Source organism: Pseudonocardia hydrocarbonoxydans, assembly GCF_006539565.1.
Lineage (GTDB): Bacteria > Actinomycetota > Actinomycetes > Mycobacteriales > Pseudonocardiaceae > Pseudonocardia > Pseudonocardia hydrocarbonoxydans.
This window is the reverse complement of sequence record NZ_BJNG01000003.1, coordinates 1-18,548: the sequence shown is the minus strand read 5'-3', so window position 1 is coordinate 18,548 and position 18,548 is coordinate 1. Positions and strand designations below refer to the sequence as shown.

Annotated in this window: 22 protein-coding genes; 15 read left to right on the top strand and 7 right to left on the bottom strand. The window is 75.3% G+C overall.

Annotated elements, in window-relative coordinates:
* Positions 1-9: 9 nt before the first annotated feature.
* The 6 genes from PHY01_RS01380 (at position 10) to PHY01_RS01355 (ending at position 4,537) form a co-directional block, all read left to right on the top strand.
* A complete protein-coding gene (locus PHY01_RS01380) occupies positions 10-1,482 on the top strand; it encodes an NAD-dependent succinate-semialdehyde dehydrogenase (RefSeq protein WP_141276346.1) in 1,473 nt (490 codons plus the stop codon).
* Positions 1,483-1,524: 42 nt separating this feature from the next.
* Entirely contained in the window at positions 1,525-1,884 is a 360-nt protein-coding gene (locus tag PHY01_RS01375; RefSeq protein WP_141276345.1) for a VOC family protein, read from the top strand.
* Between the two features lie 105 nt (positions 1,885-1,989).
* Positions 1,990-2,685: an energy-coupling factor ABC transporter permease gene (locus PHY01_RS01370; RefSeq protein ID WP_141276570.1), complete on the top strand. Its 696-nt coding sequence runs from the start codon at positions 1,990-1,992 to the stop codon at positions 2,683-2,685.
* On the top strand, positions 2,682-3,029 hold the full coding sequence (locus PHY01_RS01365) for a PDGLE domain-containing protein (protein WP_141276344.1): 348 nt from the start codon (positions 2,682-2,684) through the stop codon (positions 3,027-3,029). The genes PHY01_RS01370 and PHY01_RS01365 overlap by 4 nt, the downstream gene beginning before the upstream one ends.
* Positions 3,030-3,794: a cobalt ECF transporter T component CbiQ gene (cbiQ, locus tag PHY01_RS01360; protein WP_141276343.1), complete on the top strand. Its 765-nt coding sequence runs from the start codon at positions 3,030-3,032 to the stop codon at positions 3,792-3,794. It abuts the gene before it with no gap.
* Positions 3,791-4,537: an energy-coupling factor ABC transporter ATP-binding protein gene (locus PHY01_RS01355; RefSeq protein ID WP_246085616.1), complete on the top strand. Its 747-nt coding sequence runs from the start codon at positions 3,791-3,793 to the stop codon at positions 4,535-4,537. The genes cbiQ and PHY01_RS01355 overlap by 4 nt, the downstream gene beginning before the upstream one ends.
* A 78-nt stretch (positions 4,538-4,615) precedes the next feature.
* Here the strand turns inward: PHY01_RS01355 and PHY01_RS01350 are convergent, their stop codons facing one another.
* The 3 genes from PHY01_RS01350 to PHY01_RS01340 are packed head-to-tail and all read right to left on the bottom strand — an operon-like array spanning position 4,616 to position 7,267.
* Positions 4,616-5,926, bottom strand: coding sequence for an SPFH domain-containing protein (locus PHY01_RS01350; RefSeq protein WP_141276342.1), 1,311 nt, complete (start codon positions 5,924-5,926; stop codon positions 4,616-4,618).
* A gap of 41 nt (positions 5,927-5,967) precedes the next feature.
* Entirely contained in the window at positions 5,968-6,408 is a 441-nt protein-coding gene (locus PHY01_RS01345) for an NfeD family protein (RefSeq protein WP_141276341.1), read from the bottom strand.
* A 34-nt stretch (positions 6,409-6,442) separates the two neighbouring features.
* Positions 6,443-7,267 carry a DUF3097 family protein gene (locus PHY01_RS01340; protein WP_141276340.1) on the bottom strand — a complete coding sequence of 275 codons (825 nt, stop codon included), beginning with the start codon at positions 7,265-7,267 and terminating at the stop codon, positions 6,443-6,445.
* Between the two features lie 141 nt (positions 7,268-7,408).
* On the opposite strand from PHY01_RS01340, the gene PHY01_RS01335 reads away from it, so the two are divergent.
* Genes PHY01_RS01335 through PHY01_RS01325 form a run of 3 tightly spaced genes read left to right on the top strand, consistent with a single transcriptional unit; the run spans position 7,409 to position 9,736 of the window.
* Entirely contained in the window at positions 7,409-8,206 is a 798-nt protein-coding gene (locus tag PHY01_RS01335) for an Rv1486c family protein (RefSeq protein WP_141276339.1), read from the top strand.
* Between the two features lie 42 nt (positions 8,207-8,248).
* Positions 8,249-8,941 carry a DUF899 domain-containing protein gene (locus PHY01_RS01330; RefSeq protein ID WP_141276338.1) on the top strand — a complete coding sequence of 231 codons (693 nt, stop codon included), beginning with the start codon at positions 8,249-8,251 and terminating at the stop codon, positions 8,939-8,941.
* A gap of 6 nt (positions 8,942-8,947) precedes the next feature.
* Complete coding sequence (locus PHY01_RS01325; protein ID WP_141276337.1) at positions 8,948-9,736, top strand: GyrI-like domain-containing protein; 789 nt, start codon at positions 8,948-8,950, stop codon at positions 9,734-9,736.
* Between the two features lie 7 nt (positions 9,737-9,743).
* On the opposite strand, the gene PHY01_RS01320 is transcribed toward PHY01_RS01325, so the two are convergent.
* Positions 9,744-10,796: a coiled-coil domain-containing protein gene (locus tag PHY01_RS01320; protein WP_141276336.1), complete on the bottom strand. Its 1,053-nt coding sequence runs from the start codon at positions 10,794-10,796 to the stop codon at positions 9,744-9,746.
* Between the two features lie 110 nt (positions 10,797-10,906).
* Here PHY01_RS01320 and PHY01_RS01315 point away from each other — a divergent pair, with 110 nt between their 5' ends.
* Positions 10,907-12,031, top strand: coding sequence for a tyrosine-type recombinase/integrase (locus tag PHY01_RS01315; RefSeq protein ID WP_246085615.1), 1,125 nt, complete (start codon positions 10,907-10,909; stop codon positions 12,029-12,031).
* 9 nt (positions 12,032-12,040) lie between these two features.
* Complete coding sequence (tsaA, locus tag PHY01_RS01310; protein ID WP_141276334.1) at positions 12,041-12,451, top strand: tRNA (N6-threonylcarbamoyladenosine(37)-N6)-methyltransferase TrmO; 411 nt, start codon at positions 12,041-12,043, stop codon at positions 12,449-12,451.
* A 4-nt stretch (positions 12,452-12,455) separates the two neighbouring features.
* Here the strand turns inward: tsaA and PHY01_RS01305 are convergent, their stop codons facing one another.
* Positions 12,456-12,902, bottom strand: coding sequence for an anthrone oxygenase family protein (locus tag PHY01_RS01305; RefSeq protein WP_246085614.1), 447 nt, complete (start codon positions 12,900-12,902; stop codon positions 12,456-12,458).
* Between the two features lie 134 nt (positions 12,903-13,036).
* Between PHY01_RS01305 and PHY01_RS01300 the strand changes: the two genes are divergently transcribed.
* Positions 13,037-13,993: an AraC family transcriptional regulator gene (locus tag PHY01_RS01300; protein WP_246085613.1), complete on the top strand. Its 957-nt coding sequence runs from the start codon at positions 13,037-13,039 to the stop codon at positions 13,991-13,993.
* On the opposite strand, the gene PHY01_RS01295 is transcribed toward PHY01_RS01300, so the two are convergent.
* Positions 13,974-15,926, bottom strand: a complete 1,953-nt coding sequence (locus PHY01_RS01295; RefSeq protein WP_141276331.1) for a SpoIIE family protein phosphatase — start codon at positions 15,924-15,926, stop codon at positions 13,974-13,976. The genes PHY01_RS01300 and PHY01_RS01295 overlap by 20 nt on opposite strands.
* 102 nt (positions 15,927-16,028) lie before the next feature.
* On the opposite strand from PHY01_RS01295, the gene PHY01_RS01290 reads away from it, so the two are divergent.
* Together PHY01_RS01290 and PHY01_RS01285 are read left to right on the top strand one after the other, a co-directional pair.
* On the top strand, positions 16,029-16,367 hold the full coding sequence (locus tag PHY01_RS01290; protein ID WP_141276566.1) for an ArsR/SmtB family transcription factor: 339 nt from the start codon (positions 16,029-16,031) through the stop codon (positions 16,365-16,367).
* Positions 16,364-16,969 (top strand): SRPBCC family protein, encoded by a 606-nt coding sequence (locus PHY01_RS01285; protein WP_141276330.1) that lies wholly within the window; start codon positions 16,364-16,366, stop codon positions 16,967-16,969. Before PHY01_RS01290 ends, PHY01_RS01285 begins: the two co-directional genes overlap by 4 nt.
* Positions 16,970-17,092: 123 nt before the next feature.
* Here the strand turns inward: PHY01_RS01285 and PHY01_RS01280 are convergent, their stop codons facing one another.
* Positions 17,093-18,106 (bottom strand): ferrochelatase, encoded by a 1,014-nt coding sequence (locus tag PHY01_RS01280; protein WP_141276329.1) that lies wholly within the window; start codon positions 18,104-18,106, stop codon positions 17,093-17,095.
* A 38-nt stretch (positions 18,107-18,144) separates the two neighbouring features.
* Here PHY01_RS01280 and PHY01_RS01275 point away from each other — a divergent pair.
* A partial coding sequence (locus PHY01_RS01275) for an MmcQ/YjbR family DNA-binding protein (RefSeq protein WP_246085612.1) occupies positions 18,145-18,548 on the top strand: 404 nt, incomplete at its 3' end.

Here is an 18,548-nt window from a genome sequence, read left to right as displayed (position 1 = left end):
ATCGCGACCATGACGACTCCGACCGACGAAGCCCGGGTGCTCGACGCCGTCCCCACCGGCCTGTTCATCGGCGGGTCCTGGCGCCCCGCCGCGTCCGGCGCCACCCTCGCCGTCGACGACCCGGCCACCGGGAAGACGCTGGTCGAGGTCGCCGACGCGGGGCCCGAGGACGGGATGGAGGCGCTGTCGGCGGCGTGCGCCGCGCAGGCCGGTTTCGCCGCGATGGCGCCGCGCGAGCGCGGGGAGATCCTGCGCCGCGCCTACGAGCTGCTCATGGAGCGCATCGACGACCTGGCGCTGCTGATGACCCTGGAGATGGGCAAGCCGCTGGCCGAGTCGAAGGGCGAGATCACCTACGCCGCGGAGTTCTTCCGCTGGTTCGCCGAGGAGGCCGTCCGGATCGACGGCGGGTACGCCGTCGCACCGGCGGGCACCAGCCGGTTCCTGGTCATGAAGCAGCCGGTCGGGGTCTGCCTGCTGATCACCCCGTGGAACTTCCCGATGGCCATGGGCACCCGCAAGATCGGCCCGGCGATCGCGGCCGGCTGCGCGATGGTGATCAAGCCCTCGGAGCTGACGCCGCTGTCGATGCACGCCCTCGCCGCGATCCTCGTCGAGGCCGGCCTGCCCGACGGCGTGCTCAACGTCGTCACGACCTCGCAGGCCGGTGCGGTGATGGAGCCGCTGATCCGCGACGGGCGTGCGCGCAAGCTGTCGTTCACCGGGTCCACGCCCGTGGGCAAGAAGCTGCTGGAGCAGGCGGCGGACAAGGTGCTGCGGACGTCGATGGAGCTCGGCGGCAACGCCCCGCTGATCGTGTTCGACGACGCCGACCTGGACAAGGCCGTCGAGGGGGCGATGGCGGCCAAGATGCGCAATATGGGCGAGGCCTGCACCGCGGCCAACCGGTTCCTCGTGCACCGCTCCGTCGCCGAGGACTTCGCCTCGCGGCTCGCGCAGCGGATGGGTGCGCTGGTCGTCGGCCGCGGCACCGAGGACGGCGTGCAGGTCGGCCCGCTGGTGAACGCCAAGGGCCGCGAGAAGGTCACCACGCTGGTGCGCGACGCCCTCGACAAGGGCGCCGCGGTGCGGATCGGGGCCGACCCCGCCGACGGCCCCGGCCACTTCTACCCGCCCACGGTCCTCACCGACGTGCCCCTGACGGCCCGCCTCGCGCGCGAGGAGATCTTCGGCCCGGTCGCCGCGATCACCGTGTTCGACGACGAGGACGAGGCCGTCGCCGCGGCCAACGACACCGAGTTCGGGCTGGTCAGCTACCTGTTCACGGAGAACGTGACGCGCGCGCTCCGCGTGAGCGAGCGGCTGGAGGCGGGCATGATCGGGCTCAACACCGGGCTCGTGTCCAACCCGGCCGCCCCGTTCGGCGGGATCAAGCAATCCGGGCTGGGCCGGGAGGGCGGCTCCGTCGGCATCGAGGAGTTCCTGGAGACCAAGTACGTCGCGATCGCCCACAGCGGCTGACCGGACCGATCAGTTTCGCGTGCCCGGGCGGTCTGTCCACCCATGAGCATCGCGCACGTCCTGTCCGTCCTGCCCGTCTCCGACATCGACCGGTCCCGCGCCTGGTACGAACGGCTCTTCGGCCGGGGGCCGGACAACACCCCCATGCCGCCGCTGGCCGAGTGGCACCTGACCGAGGGCGGCTGGGTGCAGGTCTGGGTCGATCCCGGACGGGCGGGGAGCGGTCTGCTGAACCTGGCCGTCGACGACCTCCCGGCCCATCTCGACGGCCTGCGGGCGGCCGGGCTGGAGCCCGGGGACATCCAGGAGGTGAACCGGGGCGTGACCCTGGCGCCGATCTCCGACCCGGACGGCAACGTGGTGACCCTCATCGGGTCGTTCCGGGTCGAGTACGGAACCTGACCGTTAGTCGCACTGCTTTTGCGACTGCGGGTAGTACGCGCCTAGCCTGGACCGGTCACCCGGCCGGGTGCCCGGTTCGCGAGGAGGCGCCACGTGGCTCTCGCCATGCACATGAGCGACGGGCTGGTCAGCCCGCAGACGGCACTGGTGTTCGGGGTGATCGCCGCGATCGGGCTCGCGATCGCGGCGAGCCGGGCCCGCAGCGATCTCGACGACCGGACGGCCCCGATGGCGGGGCTCGTCACCGCGTTCGTCTTCGCCGTCCAGATGATCAACTTCCCGATCCTGCCCGGCGCGTCCGGGCACCTGCTCGGCGGCGCCATCGTGGCGATCCTCGTCGGACCGTGGGTCGGCTCGATCTGCATCGCGATCGTGCTGGTCGTGCAGGCCCTGCTGTTCGCCGACGGCGGCCTGACCGCGCTGGGCACCAGCATCGTCAACATGGCCTTCCTCGGGGTGTTCACCGCCTACGGGGTGGCCCTGGTCCTGCGCCGGTTCGCCCGCCGCAGCCGGGCGGGCCTGCTGGTCACCGCGTTCGTCGCCGCGTTGCTCAACGTCGTCGTCGCGTCGCTGGGCTTCGTGCTCCAGTACGCCGTCGGCGGGGCGGGCGAGGTGGGGCTGGGCACCGTCTTCGCCCTGATGGTCGGCCTGCACACCCTGATCGGTGTCGGTGAGGGCGTCATCACCGCGGCGACGATCGGTGCGGTCGCCGCCACCCGTCCCGATCTCGTGTACCTGCTGCGCGGGTCCCGGCCGCCGGTCGAGGTCCGCGGCCGCCGCACCGAAGGAGCCCCGTCATGACCAGCCCCACCCGCGACCGGCGCGCCACCACGTTCTTCCTCGGCTTCCTCGTCGTCGCCCTGCTGGTGGCCGGCGGGTTGTCCTACTTCGCCAGCGGCGACCCCGACGGGCTCGACACGGTCACCCTCACCGGGTGCCAGCTCGACGACGAGGGCGAGCCGCTCTCGGGCTCGTGCATCGCCAACAGCGCCGAGGACCACGCACTGGCCGACAGCCCGTTCGCCGACTACGCGGTCGGTGGCGGCGAGGGCACCGTCGGCATCGCCGGGGTGGTCGGCGTGCTGGTCACCCTCGCGGTGGCGGGCGGCCTGTTCTGGGTGCTGCGCCGGCGCGACCCGCAGTAGATGGGCGCCGGTCACTCCCACCCGCTCTACCTGGCGGGCACCTCGGCGGTGCACCGGCTGCCGGCCGAGGTGAAGATCGTCGCGGCGTTCCTCGGCGTGGTGTGCGTGGTGATCACCCCGCGGGAGGCGTTCGCGGTCTTCGGCGGGTACCTGCTGGTGCTGGCGGGGGTGTGGGTGTGCGCCCGGATACCGCTGGGCTGGATCGCGCGACGGTCGCTGATCGAGGCCCCGTTCGTCGTCCTCGCGGTACTGCTGCCGTTCACCGGGGGCGCGCCGAGCGTCGAGTGGCTGGGGGTGAGCCTGTCCGAGCCCGGGCTGCTCGCCGCCTGGAACATCCTGGTCAAGGGCACCCTGGGCGTGCTGACCTCGCTCACCCTGGCCGCGACCACGCCGCTGCGCGACCTGCTGCTGGGGCTGCAGAGGTTGCGGGCGCCGTCGCTGGTCGTCACGATCGCCACGCTCATGCTCCGCTACGTCGACGTCATCGCCGGGGAGGCCCGCCGCATGCGCCTGGCCCGCATCGCCCGCGGTCACGACCCCCGCTTCCTCTGGCAGGTCGGGGCCACCGCGCGGGGTGTCGGCGCCCTGTTCGTCCGGTCCTACGAGCGCGGCGAGCGGGTCCACCTCGCGATGCTCTCGCGCGGCTGGGCCGGGGAGATGCCACGCCTGTCCGACGCCGTCACGCGGCGCCGCGACTGGCTGGTCGGCCTGTCCCCCGTCGCCCTCGCGGCCGCGCTGGCGGTCACCGGGCTGGTGACGGCGTGACCGTCCCCACCGTGACGACCTCGCTCGCCGTGTCCGGCCTGGCCTTCGCCTACCCCGACGGGCACCAGGCCCTGCACGGGGTCGACCTGCGGATCGGGCGCGGGGAGCGCGTCGCCCTGCTGGGGCCCAACGGCGCGGGCAAGACCACGCTCGTGCTGCACCTCAACGGCATCCTCACCGCCGGGGCGGGCTCCGTCGCCGTCGGCGGGCTCCCGGTGGAGAAGCGCAACCTGCGCGAGATCCGCCGCCGGGTCGGCCTGGTGTTCCAGGATCCCGACGACCAGCTGTTCATGCCCACCGTCGCCGAGGACGTCGCCTTCGGGCCGGCCAACTTCGGGGTCACCGGCGACGCGCTGGCCGCCCGCGTCCGCACCGCACTGGAGCGCGTCGGGATGGCCGAGCACGCCGACCGCTCGCCGCTGCACCTGTCCGGCGGCCAGCGCCGCCGCGTCGCGCTGGCCACGGTGCTGGCCTGCGAGCCGGAGATCCTGGTCCTCGACGAGCCGTCGTCCAACCTGGACCCGACGGCCCGCCGCGAGCTGGCCGAGGTACTGCTGGACCTGGACGTGACGATGCTGATGGTCACCCACGACCTGCCCTACGCCCTGCAGCTGTGCCCGCGCAGCGTGGTGCTCGACGACGGGGAGGTCGTGGCCGACGGGCCCACCCGGGAGCTGCTCGCCGACCCCGACCTGCTCCGCCGCCACCGCCTGGAGCTGCCCTACGGGTTCACCCTGGCCTGAGCGGCCGTCCGCTCGTCCCGCCGCGCGAACGGTACGTCATCGCTGCGGGGGGCTCGCCTGGCCAGGGTGCGGACGACGTCACTGCGGGGGCGGCGAGGGGTAGCCGGGCTTGGCCGGGGCGTCCTTCTCCACCCTCGGGACGCCGCGGGGCGGGGTGGGCACCGAGCTCTCCCGCTCCGCGTCGCCGTTGGCGGTGATGCGGGCGGGCGGGGGCAGGTGCGGCGGGATCGCGGCGGCCTCGGCCCGGGCCGGCTGCGGCGCGGCGGCGGGAGAGGCGCCGAGCGCGGGCACCTCCTTGCGGGCCTCCGCCTCCGCGTCGGCCACGACCTTCGCGATCTCCGGGTCGGTGGAGGTGTCGAACCAGTGCGCCATCGACTCGTCCTCGTCCTGGGGGCGGCTGGCGATGGCCGCCTCCTCCACCTCCGAGGGGGTGAACCGGAAGACGCCGTCCTCGCCGGGCGCGCCGAGCATCCGGGTGAAGCCCTCCAGTGCCTTGCCGAAGTCGGTGGGCACCATCCACACCTTGTTGGCCTCGCCCTGCGCCATCTCCGGCAGCGTCTCGAGGTACTTGTAGGCCAACAGCTCCGGGGTGGGGCGCCCGGCCTTGATCGCGGCGAACACCTTCTCGATCGCCGCCGCCTCGCCCTGGGCCTCCAGGTAGCGCGCGGCCCGCTCACCCTGCGCCCGCAGGATCGACGACTGCCGCTCCGCCTCGGCCTCCAGGATCGCGGCCTGCTTCGCGCCCTCCGCGGTGAGGATCTGGCTCTGCTTCTGGCCCTCCGCGCTGCGGATCGCCGACTCCCGCTGCCCCTCCGCGGTGAGGATCATCGCCCGCTTCTCGCGGTCGGCCTTCATCTGCCGCTCCATCGACTCCTGGATGGACGCGGGCGGGTCGATCGCCTTGATCTCGACGCGGCCGACCCGTATCCCCCACCGGCCGGTGGCGTCGTCGAGCTCGCCGCGCAGCACCGTGTTGATCTCGTCGCGGGAGGTGAGCGTGCCCTCCAGGCTCATGCCGCCGACGACGTTGCGCAGCGTCGTGGTGGTGATCTGCTCGACGCCCAGGATGTAGTCGGAGATCTCGTAGACCGCGGCCTTGGGGTCGGTGACGGTGTAGTAGACGACCGTGTCGATGTTGACGGTCAGGTTGTCCTGGGTGATCACCGGCTGCGGCGGGAACGACACGACCTGCTCGCGCAGGTCGATGCGCTCGCGCACCTTGTCGATGAACGGCACCAGGAACACCAGGCCGGGGTCGGCCGTGCCCTTGAACCGGCCCAGGCGCTCGATCACCGCGGCCGTGGCCTGCGGGATGATCTGCACCGCCTTGACGATCGACACCACGACGAGGGCCAGGAAAAGCAGCCCGACGATCAACAGGGGATCCATGTCCGCCCTCTTCTCGCCCCGTCAGGGGCGGCTAGTGCTGGTCAGTCCTGGTCCTGGGCGACCACCACGGCGGTGGCGCCGGTGATCTGGACGACCAGCACGGACCGGCCCTCCTCGATCACGTCGTCCTCGTGCACCGGCCGGGCCGACCACAGGTCGCCACCGATCTTGACGCGGCCGCCGCCGGCGTCGATCCGGGAGACGGCGAGGGCCTCGCGGCCCTCCAGCGCCCGGTGGTGCATCCGGGAGTCCTCGATCTGGTGCTCCAGCCTGCGCCGCAGCGCGGGTCGCACCGCGAACACCAGCAGCGGCGCCACGACCACGAAGGCGATCACGCCCGCGACCGGGCCGCCGACCAGGAACGTGACCCCCGCCGCGGCCAGCGCGCCGCCGCCGAGCATGAGCAGGACGAACTCCCCGGACAGCACCTCGGCCGCGATCAGCGCGAGGCCCACGATGAGCCAGATCACAGCCGGGGTCATGCCGTCGATCCTGCCAGAAACCGGCGGTGCGTGATCAGGTCGTCACGAAATCGATGAGTTGCTCCACGGCACCGATCAGCGGGGTCTCCAGGTCCCGGAAACTGCGCACCGAGCCGAGCACGCGCCGGGCCCCGTCGGCGGGCTCGCCCCACCGCAGCGCGTCGCACACCCCGGTCTTCCAGTCGGTGCCGCGCGGCACCCGGGGCCAGGCCCGGATGCCCACCACCGACGGCTTCACCGCCTCCCACACGTCGACGTAGGGGTGCCCGGTGACGAGCACGTGCGGCCCGGCGACGGCGTGCGCGGCGCGGGTCTCCTTCGACCCGGTGACGAGGTGGTCGACCAGGATCCCGAGCCGGCGCTGCGGCCCCGGCGCGAAGTCGGCGACGGCGGCGGCGAGGTCGTCCATGCCGTGCATCGGCTCCACGACCACCCCCTCGACGCGCAGGTCGTGGCCCCACACCGTCTCCACGAGCGCGGCGTCGTGGATGCCCTCCACCCAGATCCGGGCGGCGCGGGCGGTGCGCGCGCGGTGGTTCGTCACCGCCACCGAGCCCGACGCCGAGCGCACCGGCCCGGCCGGGGCCCGCCGTGGCACGACGAGCGTGGACGTCACGCCCTCGACGAGGAACGCCGCGGGCTGCAGCGGGAACACCCGGCGCCGCCCGTGCCGGTCCTCCAGCGTCACCTCCCGGACGTTCACCGACACCACCGCGCCGCAGAACCCGGCGCCCATCCCGGTGTCGGGGGTCTCGACGACCAGCCCGGGCTCGGCCGGGACGTCCGGCACGGCGCGGCGCACCACGGTGCGGGAGCCGTCGGATCCGAACACCCCGCGGTAGTCGTGGCTTCGCGTCATGGACGCCAGTTCTACCGGCGCCGCGGGACCCGCGGACGCTGCGACACGCACCCACACGGTCACCTGCGGTGACGGTGCGTGCACGCGCTCACCCGTGCGGCAGGCGTGCGACCCCATGGGGTGCTCGCTAACCTGACGCCCGTGCCCCGTGCATCCGCGACCTTCACCGTCTGGGCGTCGGCCTGGCTGGCCGGCGCCGCGGCGCCCGACGACGTCCTCGACGCGCTGGCGCCGTGGGCGCTCGCCCACGACGTGCAGGCCGCCGACGCGGAGACCGCGCAGGCCACCGCACTGCCGGCCCCCGGCTCCCCCGTGTCCTCGCTCGCCTTCCTGCTCGCCACGCTGCGCCGCGCCTCCCCGCGCGGCCCGGCGCGGCTGGTCCTCCCCGTGCCCGGCGACGTCCGCGGCCTGCCCGGCCCGGGCGCGTTCAGCCGGGAGGCGACGTCAGCGGGCGAGGGTGTGCTGTTCGTCGACGCCGGGCTGGGCGTGGTGCCCACCTCGGTCGCCGAGAACGTCGTGCGCTGGACCGTCTACCCCGTCCCCGAGATCGGCCCGCCCGCCGAGTACGTGGCGCTGGGCCAGGCCGAGCGCGACCTGCGCGAGCAGGTGCGGCAGTCGGCCTCGGTACTGACCTCCCTCGGCGTGGCCCGGCACCGCCCCGGGGTGCGCGAGGAGATCGCCGCCGCGCTGCGGGCCCGGCCGGAGTCGATGTGGCCCGCCGGCATGCCCGGGCAGGCGCTGCGCGTGCTGCAGCACGCCGACGAGGTCGAGGCCATCCTGGCCGCCGCCCAGGTCGACGAACCCGGCGGCGCGCTGTCGGCGTCGGCCGCCGAGGCGCGCCGGGAGGCGTTGCGGCCGATCGAGACCGCCGTGCGCGTCGCCCGCCGCGCCGCGGTCGCCGAGGCCGTCCGGGTGCTGGCGGCCAGCCCGCTGGTGTAAGCGGCACCGATGAGTTCGGGGGCCGGCGGTCGTCTCCCCGGCATGAGCACCGACAGCACAGCCCTGCCCCCGGTCGTCGACCCCGACACCTGGCGCCGCGAGCTCGACGCCCTGCGCGCCCGGGAGAAGGCCGCGACCCGCGAGCTCGACGCGATCGCCGCGCAGCGCCGCCGCCTGCCGATGGTCGAGCTGCCCGACTACACCCTCGACGGCGCGGACGGTCCGGTCCGCCTGGCCGACGTCTTCGACGGGGCGTCGCAGCTGATCGTCTACCACCACATGTGGTCGCCGGGGCAGGAGTGGCAGTGCGGGGGCTGCACCGGCTTCACCTCCCAGTTCACCCGGCTCGACGTGCTGCGCAACTACGACGCGCGGTTCGTCGTCGTCACCCAGGGCCCGATCGACGAGGCATTGGCCTACCGGCGGCGGGTCGGCAACACGATGGAGTGGTACTCCACCGCGAACAGCCCGTTCGGAGCCGACGTCGGCGCACCGGCGGGCGGCGGGTTCGCCGTCAACGTCTTCCTGCGCGACGGCGACCGCGTGTTCCGTACCTGGCACACCGACGGCCGCGGCACCGAGCAGCTCAGCCACACCTTCGCGCTGATCGACCTGCTGCCCTACGGCCGCCAGGAGGAGTGGCAGGACTCGCCCGGGGGCTGGCCGCAGTCGCCCACCTACAGCCGGTGGCTCGACTCGCCCGACGTCGCCGCGCTGTACGGGCCCGGCGCCTGAGCACAGGTGGACCTGCCCTTCCTGGCCGGGCCGCTGCCGCGGGCCTTCCGGCGGCGCACCGTCGTCGTCGACCCGGGCGGCTCGCGGCCCTACGACGGCGACGAGTGGGCCGACGCGCTCGTCGTCGTGCAGCGGGGCCGCCTCGACCTCCAGTGCCGCGACGGCGCGACGCGCAGCCTCCCGGAGGGCGCGATCGTCTGCCTCGACCACCTCGCGCTGCTCGCCCTGCACAACCGGGGGCCCGACCCCACCGTCCTCGTCGCCGTGTCGCGGCGCCCCGACCACCACAGGAGATCCGTGGAACCCCGCATCGTCGACCTCGCCGAGCGCCCCTACCTGGGGATCCGCCGTACCTGCACCCTGACCACCATGGGCGTCGTCGCCGACCGCATCCCGGAGGTCATCGGTCACCTGCTGGCCGGGGGCGGGCAGCTGCGCGGCGCCCCGTTCCTGCGCTACCTCGTGCTCCACGCCGACGGGTCGATGGAGGTGCAGGCGTGCGTCCCCACCGACGACCTGCACCTGGCCGCCGACGGGATCGTCGCCGGGGCGCTGCCGGCCGGCCGGTACGCCGTCGTGCTGCACCGCGGCCATCCCGACGGCCTGCTCGAGGTGACCGCCGGACTGCTGGCCTGGGCGGCGCGCGGCGGCCACGGCTGGGACATGACCCGTGCCGGCGACGCCGAGCACTGGACCGCCCGCACCGAGCACTTCCTCACCGATCCCCGGGAACAGCCCGACCCGCACCGGTGGGAGACCGAGCTCGCGTTCCGCCTGGCCGGGCCGCCGCCCTGAGTGCCGGTCAGTCCCCGGTCAGCAGGCCCCGCACCTCGACGGCGTGCCGCGTGCGGACCTCGGCGAGCTCGATCCGCAGCCGCTCCAGCTCGGCGTCGGCCCGCTCGCGCAGGGCCCGTTCGCCCTCCGCCCGCTCGACGGCGGTGAGCAGCTCGCGCTCGGCCCGTTCGCGGGCCGCGCGGTCCCCGGCCGCCGCCTGCGCCAGCTCGGTGACCCGCCGCTGCGCGTCCCGGTGCCCGGCCTGCGCGGCGGCGGTCTCGTCGGCCGCGCGGCGCTGCTCCTCGCGTGCCGCCGCCGCCGCGGCCTCGGCGACGCGCTGCCCCTCCAGCGCGGTGTCACGGGCGGCCCGGTCGGCCTCCCCCGCCTCCCGCCACTGCCGCGCGTGCTCCCGGGCGACCTCCACCTCGCCCGCCAGCCGGTCGGCCCGTGCGCGGGCCTCGCGGGCCGCGTCCTCCGCGGCGTCCCGGCGCTCCCCGGCCGCCGCGGCGGCCTCCTCCGCCGCGGCCCGGTCGGCGACCGCGCGCTCCGCGGCCTGGCGGGCGGCCCCCAGCGCCTCGGTGGCCTCCAGCGCCTGACGGGCGGCCGCGTCGGCCCGCTCGCCCGCCTCCGCCCGTTCCCGGCCCGCCCGCTCGGCCGAGGCGTCGGCGCGCCGCGCCTTCAGGAGCGCCTCCTCGCGCGCCTGCTCCGCCGCCACCCGCATCCGCTCCGCCTCCGCGACCTGGCCGTTCGCGGCCGCGACCGCCTCCAGGGCGTCGCGCTGCACCTCGTCGAGGCGACGCAGGACGGCGTCCAGCGACGCCGCCAGGGCGTCGACCGGGCCGCGGACGGCGTCGACGTGCTCGCGCAACCGGTCGGCGTCGAGGGCGAACGCGGTGCCGCCGGAGTCGAGTCCCAGCGCCCCGAGCGCCTCGCGCTCGGCGCGGGCCATCTGGGCGCAGGTCCGGCCGGCCTCCCAGCGCGTGTCGCGGCAGAACGCGCGGCGGCGCCCGCCCTGCGGTCCCGGAGCGGGCAGGGCGGCGCGGCACCGGCTGTAGCCGCAGCGTGCGGCGTCGTCGATCACCGCCGGAGGCTACCAGTTCGGCTGTTAGAAACTGCGCAACCGGTTTACAGTTCAAAGAAGACAACTTGCCACCAGCGAAACGGATGTTTCGCAGGGAGTACCGTGCGGTCATGGCTCTCCCCGCCTCCCCGGAGCAGCCGGCCGACTGGCCGGGCGTCGCCGACCCGGACGGCCTGCGCGCCCAGCTGCTCGACTGGCTGAGCCAGTACGCCAACCCGGGCACCCGGCGCACCTACGCCTACGCGCTGGGCCTGCCCGTCGCCTGGGTCGACCCCGCTCCCCCGTCGCGGGCCGGCGCGGGGCACCGCCGCCCGCCCCCCGCCGCGCGCGGGCCGCTGCACGACCTGGCCTGGTTCCGCTGGTGCGCCCGCCGCGGGCTCGACCCACGCGACGCGACCACCGCCGACGTCACGACCTGGCTGCACGCCCTCGACGCGGCCGGGGCGCAGCGCCGCACCCGGCAGCGGATGCTGTCCACCGTGTCGGCGTTCTGCGCGCACCTCGCCGAGACCGGCGTGATCCCGGCCAATCCGGCCGCGGTCAACCGTTCCCGGCTCGGCCTGTCCACCGGCGCGCGCGACGCGTCACCGACCGTCCGGCTCACCGCCGCGCAGGTCCGGGCCCTGCTGGTGAGCGCGGCGCGCCTGCACCACTCCCGCGACCCGCGCGCCGCGGGCCTGTACACGCGGCGCGCGGTCGCGTTCGTCTCCCTGCTGACGCTCGGGCTGCGCATCTCCGAGCTGGTCGGGCTCGACCGCGGCGACCTCTACCGCACCGGCGGCGACGAGGTGCTGCGCGTGCGCGGCAAGGGCGGGCTGCACCGCGAGGTCTACCTCCCCGGCGCGGTCCGGGCGGCACTCGCGGAGTACCTGGCCGAGCGCGACCGCGACACCGGCGCCGCGCTGCCGGCGCCGCGCGGGCGTACCCGCGGCGACACCTCCCCGATGATCGCCACCCGCGCGGGGGGCCGCTGCTCCCGCCACGACCTCGCGGCCCTGCTGCGCCGCATCGCCGTCGCCGCGGGCCCGGAGCTCGACGGGGTGGCCGACCGCGTCCACCCGCACGCCCTGCGCCACGCCTACGTCACCATCGCGCTGGAGAACGGGGCCCCGATCCAGCACGTGCAGGCCGACGTCGGGCACGCCTCCATCGCCACCACCCAGCACTACGACCGCGGGCTGCGCACCCGCGACAGCAGCGCCGCCGACATCGTGGCGGCGGCCACCGCGCACTAGCCTCACGCCGTGGACCGCTACGAGCTGCGCCCGGTCGGGCGGGTCGAGTCACCGCTGACCGAGCGCGCCGACGCCCCGAAGCAGGGTCACGAAGGGGCGCCGGACGCCTGGATCGTCCTGCACGACGACGTGGCCGCGGCCGCCCGCGACCTGGTCGTCGGCGCCGACGCCATCGTGCTGACCTGGCTCGACCGGGCCGACCGCACGGTGCAGACCACCCGCCCGCGCGACGACCCCGCCCGCCCGCCGACCGGCGTGTTCTCCACCCGCTCCCCGGACCGGCCCAACCCGGTGGGGCTGCACCGCGTCCGCATCCGCTCGATCGACGGCCCCCGGATCGGCGTCGCCGACCTGGAGGCTCTCGACGGCACCCCGGTCATCGACGTCAAGGCCGTGCTCGACCGCGATCGCGAGCGCTGAACCGCTACGCGGCCACGAGCAGGACGAGCGCGACCGTCGCCGCGGTGGTGCGCACGTGGTTCCACCGGCCCCACCGCCGGCGGTAGTCCGCCCACCCGACGCGCCCGGCCGCGAGGGCCTCGTTGAGCGGGACGTTGACCGCGACGGTCACCCCGAGGACGCCGACCAGATACAGCACGCCCGCCACCGCGGCGGTGACCGGGCCGCCGCCCACCGCCACCGCGACGACCAGCACCGCGCACACCACGGCCGTCCCGACGAACACCCCGAGGAACAGCGGGTTGAGCACCGCGGCGTTGACCGCCCGCATCGCCACGGCCCCGTCGTCGGCGGGCAGCCGGCCCAGCGCCGTCAGGACCCCGGCCGAGAAGACGAACAGCAGTCCGGCGACGAGCCCGCACCCGGTCGCGGCCACCACCTGCAACAGGCTCACGCCGGTCGCCCATGTCACCGTGACCATCTCGGATCCTCCTCCGGTTGCCGTGCGTCCACGATGACCCGTCGGGACGGGACGATCCATGCCGGTTCGTCGCCATGGTGTGCTCGATCGTCCGGCCCACCCGGACGGCGGGGCAGAATGGCGCCGTGCAGACCCCCTGGGCGGACGCCCCGCCCGATCCGCTGGGCGAGGCGCTGCACCACCTGCGCCTGTCGGGCACCTTCTACTGCCGCTCCGAGCTCACCGCGCCGTGGGGGCTGACGATCCCGCCGATCCCCGACCACCTGTGGATCCACGTCGTCACCGCGGGCGGGTGCCGGCTGGAGACCGTCGGCGCCGCGCCGGTGCCGCTGCGGGCCGGGGACGTCGTGCTCCTGCCGCACGGCGAGGGCCACCGGCTCCGCAGCGGGCCGGACACCATCGCCCCGTCGGTGATGGACCTGCCGCACACCATGGCCACCGACCGGTACGCGGTGCTGCACCACGGCTCCGGCGGGGAGGCGACCACGCTGATCTGCGGGGCCGTGCGGGTCGACACCCCCGGCGCGCGCGACCTGCTCGACCTGCTGCCGCCGTTGCTGCACGTCGACGCGTCCCCGCGCACGGAGTGGATCGAGGCGACGCTGCGGCTCGTCGCGGCCGAGGCCCGGGAGCTGCGGCCCGGCGGCGAGGCGGTCCTCACGCGGCTGGCCGACGTCCTGGTCATCCAGGTCGTGCGTTCCTGGCTCGACACCGACCCGGCGGCGCGCACCGGATGGCTCGGCGCGCTGGCCGACCCGCGGATCGGGCGCGCGATCGCCCTGATCCACCGCGACCCGGCACGCGCCTGGACCGTCGCCTCGCTCGCCGCGCAGGTCCCGATGTCCCGCTCCGCCTTCGCCGCGCGGTTCACCGCGCTGGTGGGCGAGCCGGTGCTGGCCTACCTCACGCGGCGGCGGATGCATCTCGCGCTCGACCGCCTGCGCGCGGGCGCCGGGGTGGCCGAGGTGGCCGGCGGGCTGGGCTACCGGTCGGAGGCCGCGTTCGGCCGGGCGTTCGCCCGCGTCGTGGGCGCCACGCCGGGCGCGGTGCGGCGCGGGGCGCTCACGACTCGCCGACCGTGACGATCCGGTCGAGGTCGCTCAGCACGATCGCGTGCCGGGCGGGCGACCCCGGCGGCACGACGAACCGCAGCGACCGCCCGTCGGCGGTCATGTCCTCGACGAAGTCGTAGAGCACCTGGATGCCGGCGCTGCCCAGGTGCGTCACCGCCCCCAGGTCGACGACGAGCGGCAGCGCCCCGCCCCGGCTCGCCGACCACAGCTCGCGGCGCAGGTCCTCCGAGGTGCTCAGGTCGATCGGGCCGCCGAGCGCGATCCGCGGCTCGGGCGAGACCGTGCGCGTCACGCTCATCGTCGACGGCCGGGGCGTCGCGCTGGTCTCCACGACCGTCGCCGGGCTGACGACCGGCTCCCGGCGCAGCCTGCGGTCCAGCAGCAGCACGGTGCCGTCGGCGGCGTCGTCGATCTCGACGGTGTCCATGCAGTCGCGCATCATCATCAGGCCACGGCCGCGGTGGCCGGGATCGGGCGGCGCGGGCCGCCAGGTGCCGCGGTCGCTGACGGTCATGCAGACGCGGCCCTGACCGTCGAGCTGCCCCTCGACGCGGACGGTGCCGCCCCCGTCGGGGTAGGCGTGCTCCACGCTGTTGGTGGCGGCCTCGCCGACGGCGATCTCGATCGAGGCGACGTCGGCGTCGCCGACGCCGAGCTCGGTGAGCCAGCCCTCCAGGTCGCGGCGCAGCACAGAGAGCCGCTCGGCCTCCGCGGGGATCTCCACGACGAAGTCCGGCACGACCCGCCCGGTCAGGCGCAGCGCCAGCACCGTGACGTCGTCGTGGTAGCCGTGGCGGGTCATCCGCTCCACCGTGAGCTCGGCGACGCGGTCGGTGGCGTCCGCCGACATCGTCGAGGCCGGGCCGCGGCGCATCGCCGCCGACGCCACCTCGGCCAGCTCGGTCAGCCCGACGGTGAGGTCCTGCGAGGGGCGTTCCACCAGTCCGTCGGAGTAGCACAGGACGAGGTCGCCCGCCGCGAGGGTGGCCGTGCCGACCGTCGCGGCCGGCCCGGCCACGCCGAGCGGGCCGCCGCCGGGGGCGGACAGGTAGCGCGCGGCCCCGTCGATGGAGACGACCAGCGGCGGAGGGTGCCCGGCGCACACGTAGCGCACGGCGCCGTCGGGTGCGACCAGGACGATGCAGACGGTCGCCCCGCGCGCGCCCCGGACCCGTCCGGCGAAGGCGTCGAGGCGGGCGAGCACGGTGTCGAGATCGTCGCCGTCGAGCAGGAACTCCACCAGGACCGCGCGCAGCTGGGCCATCACCGCCGCGGCCGCGGACCCGTGCCCGACGACGTCACCGACCATGATCGCCGCGGTGCCGTCGAGCGCCACGGCCTCGAACCAGTCGCCGCCCGCGGCCTGCTCGGCGCCCGCCACCAGGTAGTGCGCGGCGATCCGCATGCCTGGCAGCACCGGGAGGCCGTCGGGCAGCAGGCTGCGCTGCAGCGTGAGCACCACGTCCTGGGCCGCCTCGTAGCGTTCGCGCAGCTCGGCGGTGTCGGCCTCCAGCGACCGGCGGTGCCGCACGGTCGCGGTGACGTCGCGGAACTGCACCGCCACCCCGGACACCACACCCGGCGGGTCGTGCAGCGCGACGGCGTCGAGATCGACGAAGCGGTCGTCGCCGTCGACGTGCCCGGCCACCTCGATCCGCCACTCCCGCCCCGTGAACGGCTCGCCCGTGGCGTAGACGCGGTCGAACCGGCCCATCAGGTTCTGGCCGGCGATCTCGGGGAAGACCTCGGCGAGCGGCCGCCCGAGGATGCCCGGCCGGTCGCCCAGGAACGTGCGGGCCGCCCGGTTGGCCCCGACGACGAGGTGCTCCGGTCCGGTGTGGACCAGCACGCCGTGCGGCAGCTCCTCCAGCGCACCGGCCAGAACGTGCGGATCCGGGGATGCCGGGGACCCGGGGACATCCTCGACGGCGCGCTCCGGCATCGGCCTGCTCCTGGACTCGGTTGGGCGGAGGATACCGACCTGCCGCACGGCGCCATGAGCCAACCTGTGGCTTATATAAGTTCCCACCACTATAGTGGCGTCGTGCACGCCTTCGACGTCCTCGGTGACCCGGTGCGCCGGCGCATCCTGGAGCTGCTGGCCGCCGGGGAGCAGACCTCGGGCGCCCTCACGGCCACGATCCGGGAGGAGTTCGGGATCTCCCAGCCCGCGGTGTCCCAGCACCTGAAGGTGCTGCGGGACAACGGGTTCGCCACCGTCCGCCCCGAGGGCACCCGCCGCCTGTACGCCGTGCGTGACGCCCCGCTGCGCGAGGTCGACGCCTGGCTCGACGGCTTCCGGCACTTCTGGACCCCCCACCTGGACGCCCTGGCCACCGAGGTGGCCCGCGGGCGCCGGAACCGAGAGAGGAACGACCCATGACCGAGGTGTCCCGCAGCGTCGGCACCCGCACCGTCGACGGCGAGCGGACCCGCGTCGCGACGATCGCCCGCACCTACCCGACCGGCATCGAGGACCTGTGGGACGCCTGCACCACCGCCGAGCGGCTCGCCCGCTGGTTCCTGCCGGTCACCGGCGACCTGCGCGTCGGCGGCCGCTACCAGCTGGAGGGCAACGCCTCCGGCACCGTGGAGCACTGCGAGGCGCCGCACCGCTTCGTCGCCACCTGGGAGTTCGCCGGGGGCGTCAGCCGGATCACGGTGACCCTCTCCGCCGTCGACGCCGACCGCACGCGGCTGGAGCTCGAGCATGCGGGCGACGTCCCGGAGGACTTCTGGGACACCTACGGCCCGGGCGCCACCGGCATCGGCTGGGACCTGGGCCTGCTCGGCCTGGCCCGGCACCTCGACGACCCGGCCGCCCGGATCGACGAGGCGGCGTTCGGCGCGTCGGAGGAGGGCAGGCGGTTCATCACGGAGTCCGGCGAGGGCTGGTACGCCGCGGCCGTGGCGAGCGGGCTCGACGCGCGCGCCCAGCGGGAGGCCGCCGACCGCTCCATCGCCTTCTACGCACCGGCGACCTGACGGCGCCCCGCGCACGTTCCGCCCCGCCGCGCACCTTCGGAGGTGCGCGGCGGGGCCAGTACGTGCGCGCGGGGGCGTCAGGGAGGCGGTGCGTCAGCGGGCGGGGCGTCAGCGGGCGGGGCGTCAGCGGGCCGGGCGGCGCGGGGGCTCGCAGCACGCGGGGGCGCACAGTGCGCCGTCCACGCCGCACCCGGCGCGCGGCACCTCGCCGAGCCCGCGGGCGGCCCGGCCGTGGCGGTGCTCGTCGACGAGCTCGACGACCATGTCGGCGAACCGCGGGTCCGGCCCGGCCGTGGACGCGCGGGCGAAGCCCATGCCCAGCTCCTCGGCGCGCTCGCGGGCCTCGGTGTCGAGGTCCCAGATCACCTCGACGTGGTCGGAGACGAACCCGACCGGGGCGATCGTGACGGCCGGGACGCCCGCCGCGTGCAGGGCCTCGATGTGGTCGACGACGTCGGGCCCGAGCCACGGGACCTGCGGCGGGCCCGACCGGGACTGCCACACCACGTCGTGGTCGGTGACGCCCAGGTCGGCGGCGACGAGCCGGGCCGCCTCGGTGACCTGGCGGGAGTAGCGGTGGCCCCCCTCCTCCGGCGGGCCCGCCGTCGCGTCGGCCGACTCGGGCACCGAGTGCGCGGTGAACACCAGCCGGGCCCCCGCGGGCAGGCCCGCGGCACGCACGGCGTCGGCGTTGGCCGCGACGAACAGCGGGTGGTCGAAGAATTGGCGCAGCTTGACCAGCTGCGGCGCCCCGTCGCCGACCGCCTTGCGGGCCCGCGCGATGTCCTCGTGGTACTGGCGGCACGCCGAGTACCCGCCGTAGGCGCTGGTCGCGAACACCAGGGCCCGGCGCACGCCGTCACGGGCCATCTCCGCGACGGTGTCCTCGACCATCGGGTGCCAGTTGCGGTTGCCGAAGTAGACCGGCAGGTCGATCCGCTCGCGGATCGCGGCGATCAGCTCCCGGTTGCGGGCGTTGATCGGCGAGACGCCGCCGAAGTGCTGGTAGTGCTCCTCGACGGCGTCGAGCCGCTCGGGCGGTACGCCGCGCCCACGCGTGACGTTCTCCAGGAACGGGCGGACCTCGTCGGGGCCCTCGGGGCCGCCGAAGGACAGGACCAGCAACGCGTCGACCATCCTGGAATCCTGACATCCGGCCCGGCACACTGCCTCGCGTGCCCCGCGCCACCGTGCAGGACGTCCACGACCTCGCCGCGTCGATGCCGCACGTCACCGTCGAGGTCGGCGGGGCGGGCAACCGCGTCTACCAGGTGGGCGGGAAGTCGTTCGTGTTCTTCCGCACCCCCCGACCGGACGCGGTCGATCCCGACACCGGCGAGCGCCACACCGACGTCATCGTGTTCTGGGTCGCCTCCGAGGCCGACAAGCAGGCACTGGTGCAGGACCCGGGCACCCCGTTCTTCACCACGCCCCACTTCGACGGCCACCCGTCGGTGCTGCTGCGCGGCAGCCGGATCGGCGAGCTCGACCGGGCCGAGCTCGCCGAGATCGTCCAGGACGCCTGGCTGGCGCAGGCGTCGAAGCGCCGCGCCGGCCAGTGGCTGGAGAGCCGGGGGCT

Excerpts from the sequence above, each read along its gene's own strand:
- PHY01_RS01295 (WP_141276331.1), bottom strand. The coding sequence starts at position 15,926 with ATGCCGGAGCGCGCCGTCGAGGATGTCCCCGGGTCCCCGGCATCCCCG.
- PHY01_RS01330 (WP_141276338.1), top strand. The coding sequence starts at position 8,249 with ATGAGCACCGACAGCACAGCCCTGCCCCCGGTCGTCGACCCCGACACC.
- PHY01_RS01285 (WP_141276330.1), top strand. The coding sequence starts at position 16,364 with ATGACCGAGGTGTCCCGCAGCGTCGGCACCCGCACCGTCGACGGCGAG.
- PHY01_RS01375 (WP_141276345.1), top strand. The coding sequence starts at position 1,525 with ATGAGCATCGCGCACGTCCTGTCCGTCCTGCCCGTCTCCGACATCGAC.
- PHY01_RS01345 (WP_141276341.1), bottom strand. The coding sequence starts at position 6,408 with ATGACCCCGGCTGTGATCTGGCTCATCGTGGGCCTCGCGCTGATCGCG.
- PHY01_RS01340 (WP_141276340.1), bottom strand. The coding sequence starts at position 7,267 with ATGACGCGAAGCCACGACTACCGCGGGGTGTTCGGATCCGACGGCTCC.
- PHY01_RS01350 (WP_141276342.1), bottom strand. The coding sequence starts at position 5,926 with ATGGATCCCCTGTTGATCGTCGGGCTGCTTTTCCTGGCCCTCGTCGTG.
- PHY01_RS01365 (WP_141276344.1), top strand. The coding sequence starts at position 2,682 with ATGACCAGCCCCACCCGCGACCGGCGCGCCACCACGTTCTTCCTCGGC.
- PHY01_RS01280 (WP_141276329.1), bottom strand. The coding sequence starts at position 18,106 with ATGGTCGACGCGTTGCTGGTCCTGTCCTTCGGCGGCCCCGAGGGCCCC.
- PHY01_RS01315 (WP_246085615.1), top strand. The coding sequence starts at position 10,907 with ATGGCTCTCCCCGCCTCCCCGGAGCAGCCGGCCGACTGGCCGGGCGTC.
- PHY01_RS01380 (WP_141276346.1), top strand. The coding sequence starts at position 10 with ATGACGACTCCGACCGACGAAGCCCGGGTGCTCGACGCCGTCCCCACC.
- cbiQ (WP_141276343.1), top strand. The coding sequence starts at position 3,030 with ATGGGCGCCGGTCACTCCCACCCGCTCTACCTGGCGGGCACCTCGGCG.
- PHY01_RS01370 (WP_141276570.1), top strand. The coding sequence starts at position 1,990 with ATGCACATGAGCGACGGGCTGGTCAGCCCGCAGACGGCACTGGTGTTC.